We start from the raw sequence: 8,148 nt of genomic DNA on the forward strand, positions 1-8,148 counted from the left end.
CCGCTCCTTGTTCATCGGGGGACGCGCGGCAGATCCAGGCCCGCGGTGGCGACCAGTTCGCGCATGATCTCGTTGACGCCACCACCGAAGGTGACGACCAGGTTCTGTTTGGTGCGGCGGTCCAGCCAGCCGAGCAGGTCGGCGGTGCCGGGGTCGGCGGGGTCGCCGTAGCGGCCGATGATCTCCTCGACGATACGTCCCGCTTCCTGCAGGGATTCGGTGGAGAAGATCTTGGTGGCCGAGGCGTCGGCGATCACCGCGTTCTGGCCTGCCGTGGTGTCGGCGGCGGCGACCTGCCAGTTGAGCAACTCGTTGAGCCGCACCATGGTTCGCACGCGACCCAGTGCGCGACGCACCTCGGGCTCGCCGAGCAGTCCGTGCAAGGCGGACCAGTCGCGCAGGCGGTCGTAGAGCTGTTCGATCTTGCCCGACGGGCCCAGGCTCACGCGTTCGTGGTTGAGCTGGGTGGTGATCAGGCGCCAGCCGCGGTTCTCCTCGCCGACCAGCATTTCCGCGGGCACACGGACGTCGTCGAAGTAGGTGGCGTTGGTGTGGTGGGCGCCGTCGCAGGTGATGATCGGCGTCCAGGAGTAGCCGGGGTCCTTGGTGTCCACGATCAGGATGGTGATGCCACGGTGGCGGGATTCGACCGAGCCGGTACGGCAGGCCGTCCACACGTAGTCGGCCTCGTGGGCGCCGGTGGTGAAGATCTTCTGGCCGTTGACAATCCAGTCGCCGCTGTCGTCGCGCACCGCGCTGGTGCGCAGCGCGGCGAGGTCGGTGCCCGCCGAAGGCTCGGAGTAGCCGATAGCGAAATGGATGTCGCCGGAAAGGATTCCGGGGAGGAACTTCTTCTTCTGTTCGTCGGTGCCGTACTTCTGCAGTGTCGGGCCGACGGTGAGCAACGTGACCAGCGGCAGCGGAATGTCCGCTCGCACAGCCTCGTTGAAGAAGATCTGCTGTTCCATCGGGCCGAAACCTTGACCGCCGAACTCCTTGGGCCAGCCCACGCCGAGCCAGCCGTCGCGGCCCATCCGGCGCACCACCTCGCGGTAGGTGTCACCGTGCCGGTCCACGGCCATGTCCACGGCTTCGGCAGGGGTGATGAGATCGGCGAAATAGGAACGCAATTCCTCGCGCAACCGCCGCTGTTCGGCGGTCAGATCGATGAACATCTTGCTCCCAGAAGGTCGAGCCGCAGCCCCGCGCCGCCCAGCAGCCGGGCGAGGTCTTTGGCCTGTGAGTAGTAGCGGTGCATCGGGTGGGTGATGTCCACGCCGAGGCCACCGTGCAGGTGGTGGCATTTCTGCATGGCGCGCGGAACCTCCGCGGCGGCCCAGTAGGCGAGCACGTCGAGGTCCTCGTCGATGCGGTCCTGGTGTTCGGGCGACGAATCCGCTTGCGCCAGCGCCCAACACGCCGATTCCGCGGCCACGTGCAGGGTGCGCGAGACCACATACAGGTCGGCGATCTGCTGGGCCACGGCTTGGAATTCCGCCAGCGGCCTGCCGAACTGTTCCCTGGTGCGCACGTGCTCGGCGGTGAGCGTGATCGCGCCCTTGAGCAGGCCGTCGGCGACCGCGCCGATGCAGGCCAACGCGTGGCGGTGCAGGGCGGGTAACGCGTCGGGCAGCAGTTGGTCGGCGGGGATCTCGACGTCGTCGAGGATCAGCGTGGCCTCCGGAATGCCCGCCGAACCCGTGACCGGCAGGATCTCGAGTCCGGGCGCGACCGAATCGACCAGTGCCACACCGGCATCGGTGGGCACCAGAATCCAGCGTGATTCCGACGCGTAGAGCACGCCGGGCTTGCGGCCGGTGATCCGCACCGTGTCGCCGTCACGTACCGCTTTGGTCGTAGGCGCGGTGGTGAACGGGGCACCCGGTTCGTTGAGCGCGGCGGTGAGCACGATGCCCTTGCCGACCTCGGCCAGCACGCGTTCGGCCAGTTCGTCCGACAGCACCCCCAGCAGGGGCAGCACGCCGAACCCGAAGGTCGGCAGGGCCGGGACCGCGGCGGCATCGGTGGCCAGCTCCATGAGCAGCGCCGACACCTCGAGCAGTCCCATGCCGTCGCCGCCGAACCGCTCGGGCACCGGCACCGCCAACAACCCGGAGTCGATCAAACTCGGCCACAGGGCCATATCTCGGGCCGACTCACGTTCGAGCAGGCTCACCACTACCTCGGCTACGGCGTCGGCACTTTCGTCGCGGGTGAAATCCACGGCGTCCTCCCTCATCGAGCTAACTGTCCGCATCGCGCGGCAGGCCGAGAATCCGTTCGGCGGCCACGGTCAACAGAATCTGCTCGGTACCGCCCGCGATCGAGAGACACCGTGTGAGCAGGAATTCTTTCAGAGCATCGCTGTCCAGGGCACCTTCTTCGCCCGTGAGCTCCAACGCGTACTCCGCCAGGTCCTGCCGATGCCGGACGCCGACCAGTTTTCGCACGCCGGCTTGGGCACCCGCGTCGGTTCCGGCCATTGTCGCCACCGCGATCCGCTGTTCCAGCAATGATCCAGCAATCGATGACGTGATCAGTGCGCCGAAACGGTCCTCACGCAGTTCTGTTCCCCATCCGCCGACCGGGAAACGGTCCAGCAGCGCTTCGAGCGCGCCGCCGATCCCGCCGCCGCCCATGGCGACCCGTTCGGCCGACAGGGTGGTCCGCGCGATCTTCCAGCCGTTGTTCAACGCGCCGACCAGGCAGTCGTCGGGCACGAACACGTCGTCGAGGAAGACCTCGCTGAACCGGTCCTCGCCGGTGATCTGGATCAGCGGCCGCACCTGCACACCGGCGGCGCGCATGTCGACCAGGAAGTAGCTGATGCCGCGATGCTTGGCCGCGGACGGATCGGTGCGGGCCAGGCAGATGCCCCAGTTCGCGGTCGATCCCAGGGAGGTCCAGACCTTCTGGCCGCGCAATACCCAGCCGCCATCGACTCTGTCGGCAGTGGTGCGCAGCGCGGCCAGGTCGGAGCCCGCGCCGGGTTCGCTGAACAGCTGGCACCAGATGACGTCGCCGTGCAGGGTCGGGCGGACGAAGCGGTCGATCTGTTCCTCGGTACCGAAGCGCAGCAGGGTCGGCACCGCCCAGCCCGCGACGGCGAGGTCGGGGACGGTCAGGTCGGCGCGGCGCAGCTGTTCGGCGATCTGCAGGCAGGTCATCGGGTCGGCGGCGCGGCCGTAGGGCTGCGGCCAGTGCGGCATCACCAGGCCCGCCTCGACCAACGCGCGCGGCTGGTCGGCGGGGTCTAGGGCTGCGATCGCGGCGATTTCGGCGGCGAGCGCGGTGTCTACCGCGGCATCGCCGAGGACCCGTTCGGCACCGGTGGTGCGGCGCTGACCGGCCCTGGTGAGCTCGGCGACGCGGGCCCGCCAGCGGGCGGAGCCGCCGAGGAGTTGGCGCAGCGAGCTGGCTCGGCGCAGGTAGAAGTGCGCGTCGTGTTCCCACGTGAAGCCGATGCCGCCCAGTACCTGGATGGCGTCTTTGGCGTTGTCGACCGCGGCGTCGAGGGCGACCGAGGCTGCTACCGCGGCGGCGATGGGGAGTTCGGAACCGCCCTCGTCGACGGCTGCGGCGGCGTCGGCGGCGACCGCGCGGATCAACTCGGCGCGGCACAGCATCCAGGCGCACAGGTGCTTGATGGCTTGGAAACTGCCGATGGGCTTGCCGAATTGCTCACGGACGCGGGCATATTCGACGGCGGTGCGCAATGACCAGGCAGCCACGCCCGCTAGTTCGGCTACTGCGAGCGTCACGAAAAGGTCGGCGATATCGGCCGTTGGCGCGAAGCCGTGGGCTGCCGGAACCGCTACGTCGGTGGCGGTGACTCGGGCCAGCGGCACGGTGTGGTCGCCATGCTGCAGCGGTGTAATTGCCACTGCGGCAGGCGAAATCAACAGCCAGCGAACGCCGTCGATGGTGTTCGCGGGTACCAGCACCTGCGTCTGATCGTCGGCGCCGTACACGAAATCCCAAGTGCCGGTGACACTCCAGCCATCGTCGGTGGCCACCGCTTTCGCGGCTCGTTCGTCACCGGGCACGGCGACCGCACACGGTGTTCCGTCGACGACACCCTCGGTGATCAGCCCGGCCAGGGCCGTGGCCAGCACGGGCCCGCCGACCAGATCGTCGCCGGTCTGCTCGAGCATCACCGCCAGATCGGCGACGGTGCCGCCGAGCCCGCCATTGTCCTCCGGCACGGCGACGCCGAACAGTCCGAACTCGCCCAGCGCGGGCCAGTACTCACGCCAAGCGTGCGTACCGACCGCTCGCATTGTTTCAATCGGCGCGACCGAACTCGCCCAGCCCCGCAGCGACGCCGCGGCGGCTTTATGCTCGTCAGTGGTGGCGATGGTCACAAGAAGATCCGCCCTTCCGGCGTGGTTCCCACTCCTAGAACATGTTCTAATATCTGTGCCGGGTATAAGTCAAGAGACCTACACTCGCTGCACCGCTGCACCGCCGAAATTCCACAGACGCGAAAGGGTTTCCACGATGGACAGTCCCGCACCAACGCCCACCGTGACCACGCTGTCGGAGGAGGAGCTCAGTTCCAACGCGCAGCGCGACCGGCGCAAGCGCATCCTCGACGCGACCCTCGCGCTGGCCTCCAAGGGCGGCTACGACGCCGTGCAGATGCGGGCGGTCGCCGAGCGCGCCGATGTCGCCGTCGGCACCCTCTACCGGTACTTCCCGTCGAAGGTGCACCTGCTGGTTTCGGCGCTGGCCAGGGAATTCGAGATGTTCGAGGGCAAGCGCAAGCCGCTGCCCGGCGACGGCCCGTCGCAGCGGATGCACGGCCTGCTCACCCAGATCACCCGGATGATGCAGCGCGACCCGCTGCTCACCGAGGCCATGACGCGCGCGTTCATGTTCGCCGACGCGTCGGCCGCGGCGGAGGTGGATCGGGTCGGCAAGGTGATGGACCGGGTATTCGCGCGGGCCATGAGCGACGGCGAACCCGACGAACGTCAGCTGGCGATCGCGCGCGTGATCTCCGATGTGTGGCTGTCGAATCTGGTCGCGTGGCTGACTCGACGGGCCTCTGCGACCGATGTCACGGAACGACTCGAGCTCACCGTGGACCTGTTGCTGGGCGATCGCGGATAGCTGCGCAACCCGGCATTTCCGCTCGCTCGAACATCACAAATCGCCCATAGCTGTTGACACGCGTCGGCTGTGCGCCTTCCAGTAGGAAGATGCATAGCCGACGTCGCATATGCGAAACAGTGCATCTACCAGCCGCGCGGGCCTCACCTTGCCCGGCGGCCCCGACGCGAACGGCGCGTGGTGGCCGACCACGGCCGCGAGATTTGCCGTAAGGTCGCGAGCAAACGGCTCGGCGACGCACGCACAACCCGCCGCGCCGCTCGCGCGACAAAATTGACGCAGTATTGTTTTTCGCGCCCCCTGATCAACTCCTCCCATCACTAGGTTGGATGCGTGAGCGCACAGGAACTGCCCTTGGATGTCCGCCGTGCACTGGCGTCGGTGGCACGCGTGCCCCGGCTGCTGGTTGCCTCGGACTACGACGGGACGATCGCCCCGATCGTGTCCGACCCGGCCAAAGCCTTCCCCCAGCGGGAATCGGTGAGCGCACTACGCGCGCTGGCGGGGTTGGCCAACACCACCGCGGCGGTGATTTCCGGTCGGGCACTACGTGATCTGGCCGCGCTGTCGCGTCTGCCGGTCGAGGTGCAGCTGATCGGCAGTCACGGTTCGGAATTCGACGTGGGCTTCGTGCACGCGATCGACAACGACGCCAAACAGCTTCTCACCGAGATCAATTCGGCCTTCTCGACGATCGCCGCCGAGAACCCCGGCGTGACCGTGGAGATGAAGCCGGCCAGCGCCGCGTTGCATGTGCGCAACGCCAGCCCCGAGATCGGCAGGCGCGCACTGACTTCGGTGCGGCAGGGTCCGGCTCGTTGGGTCGGCGTGCAGGTGACCGAGGGCAAGGCGGTGATCGAACTGGCGGTGATCCCCACCGACAAGGGCACCGCGCTGGACACCATCCGTCATCAGGACAGTGCTTCCGCCGCAGTGTTTTTCGGCGACGACGTCACCGACGAGAAGGCGTTCCGGGTGCTGTCGGGCCCCGATGTCGGCATCAAGGTCGGCGAGGGCGACAGCATCGCCAAGCTGCACGTGGACTCCACCGAGGACGTCGCGCGGGCGCTGGCGTTCCTGGTCGAGGAGCGGCGCACGTGGCTGGCCGGGGCGAGCGCGCCGCGGATCGAACGGCTGAGCATGTTGGCAAGTCCCCGCTCGGTCGCGCTGCTGACCCCCGATGCCACGGTGACTTGGTTCTGCCATCCCGAACCCGATTCCGCGGCGGTGTTCGCGCATCTGCTCGGTGGTGCGGCGGCCGGGCACTTCACCGTGGCGCCGGAGCGGGCGAGTCTGCCGCTGTCGCAGCGGTATGTGGACGGCACGATGACTGTCGAAACACGATGGGCCAGTTTGCAAGTGGCGGACTATCTGCCGCACGACGTAGCTCCCGACCGCACCGATCTGACGCGCGTGATCACCGGTACCGCGAAGGCGGTTGTCACGTTCGCGCCGCAGCCGGAATTCGGGCAGGTGCCGGTGCGGATGGAAGCTGTGCGCAACGGTCTGATCGTCAGCGGCACCAATGATCCGATGGTGCTGCGTTCTCCCGGGGTGGAGTGGGAGATTCTGTCCGACGGGACCAATGAGCAGGCGCGCGCGGTGGTCGATCCGTCTGTCGCGCCGGTTGTGCTCGAATTGCGTTGCGGTACGGCTGATCTCGCACCGTCGATGACGCCGGAACCGCAGCGTCGTCAGCTCGCTGAGCAGTACTGGTCACAGTGGGCGGCCGGGTTGCAACTGCCGCCGCTCAAGCCCGATCTGATGAAGCGGTCGGCGCTGACCCTGCGTGGGCTGGTGCATCGCCCGTCGGGGTCGATCCTGGCCGCGGCGACCACCTCGCTGCCCGAGGACATCGGAGGCGTGCGCAACTGGGACTACCGCTACTGCTGGCTGCGCGACGCGTCGCTGACCGCGCAGGCGCTGGTGACACTGGGCTCGCTGACCGAGGCCGAGGAATTCCTCGACTGGGTGCACAAGGTCCTGGACACGCTGCCCGGACCCGAGCGTCTGCACCCGCTGTACACGATCTACGGCGAGACCCTGCCGCCCGAAGCGGTCATCGACGCGCTGCCCGGTTACGCCGGATCGCGGCCGGTGCGTGTGGGCAACGCGGCCAATATGCAGGTGCAGCTCGACGTGTTCGGGCCGATCGTGGACCTGATCACCTCGATGGCGCACGAGCGCGAACGTCAGGGCATCACCTCCCCCGCCAAGGCACTGCCCGACGCCGACTGGGAACTGGTGCACGCCATGGTGTCGGCGGTGCAGCGCCGCTGGACCGAACCCGACCACGGCATCTGGGAGATCCGCGGCAACCCCCGCCACCACGTGTACTCGAAGGTGATGGGCTGGCTCACCATCGACCGCGCCCTGACGCTGGCCGAACGCTTCGACCGACCCGCCGACCCCGACTGGGTGACCCTGCGCGAAACCATCGCCGACGAGGTGAAGGCGAAAGGCTGGAACGACGAGGTCCAGTCCTACACCGCCGCCTACGACGGCACCGACCTCGACGCCGCCACCCTGCACATCGGCTTGAGCGGCCTGATCGACCCCGCCGACCCGCGTTTCGCCGCGACAGTAGTGGCGACGGAAGCCGAATTGCGCAGCGGCGCAACGGTCTACCGCTACCACCACGACGACGGCCTCCCCGGCGGCGAAGGAGGCTTCCACCTCTGCGCAGCCTGGCTGGTCGAGGCCTACCTCCTGATCGGCCGCCGCTCCGACGCCGAAGCCCTGTTCGCCCAGTTGGTAGCAGCGGCCGGCCCCACCGGCCTCCTGAGCGAGGAATACGACCCCGTCGCGGAACGTTCCCTCGGCAACCACCCCCAGGCCTACAGCCACCTCGGCCTACTCCGCTGCGCCCAACTCCTGAGCCAGCCGGTCAACGCCCTGGTCTGATCACCCCAGAAGCCGGGCCCACCCCAGGGCCCGGCTTCCACATGCCCGCACCCCAAATCCGCCACCTACCGCACTCCCCAGCCCCCACCTGCGACCCATAGGGAGCAGCGGCCACGCAGTGGCCGTAGC

At 68.1% G+C, this 8,148-nt stretch carries 5 protein-coding genes; 2 read left to right on the forward strand and 3 right to left on the reverse strand.

Annotated features, from left to right (window positions below):
- Nucleotides 1-11 precede the first annotated feature (11 nt).
- From ACFWU5_RS24290 to ACFWU5_RS24300, 3 genes are read right to left on the reverse strand one after another with little or no spacing between them, the layout of a single operon-like run.
- On the reverse strand, nucleotides 12-1,175 hold the full coding sequence (locus ACFWU5_RS24290) for an acyl-CoA dehydrogenase family protein (protein ID WP_379241099.1): 1,164 nt from the start codon (nucleotides 1,173-1,175) through the stop codon (nucleotides 12-14).
- Entirely contained in the window at nucleotides 1,160-2,239 is a 1,080-nt protein-coding gene (locus ACFWU5_RS24295; RefSeq protein WP_379269067.1) for an acyl-CoA dehydrogenase family protein, read from the reverse strand. The genes ACFWU5_RS24290 and ACFWU5_RS24295 overlap by 16 nt, the downstream gene beginning before the upstream one ends.
- A gap of 4 nt (nucleotides 2,240-2,243) precedes the next feature.
- Complete coding sequence (locus ACFWU5_RS24300) at nucleotides 2,244-4,364, reverse strand: acyl-CoA dehydrogenase (protein ID WP_379241097.1); 2,121 nt, start codon at nucleotides 4,362-4,364, stop codon at nucleotides 2,244-2,246.
- A gap of 136 nt (nucleotides 4,365-4,500) precedes the next feature.
- On the opposite strand from ACFWU5_RS24300, the gene kstR reads away from it, so the two are divergent.
- Together kstR and otsB are read left to right on the forward strand one after the other, a co-directional pair.
- Nucleotides 4,501-5,115 carry a cholesterol catabolism transcriptional regulator KstR gene (gene kstR, locus ACFWU5_RS24305; protein ID WP_379241096.1) on the forward strand — a complete coding sequence of 205 codons (615 nt, stop codon included), beginning with the start codon at nucleotides 4,501-4,503 and terminating at the stop codon, nucleotides 5,113-5,115.
- 333 nt (nucleotides 5,116-5,448) lie between these two features.
- Nucleotides 5,449-8,019, forward strand: a complete 2,571-nt coding sequence (otsB, locus tag ACFWU5_RS24310) for a trehalose-phosphatase (protein ID WP_379269069.1) — start codon at nucleotides 5,449-5,451, stop codon at nucleotides 8,017-8,019.
- Nucleotides 8,020-8,148: the final 129 nt, after the last annotated feature.

The sequence above is a fragment of the Nocardia sp. NPDC058640 genome (genome assembly GCF_042716995.1).
Taxonomy (GTDB): domain Bacteria; phylum Actinomycetota; class Actinomycetes; order Mycobacteriales; family Mycobacteriaceae; genus Nocardia.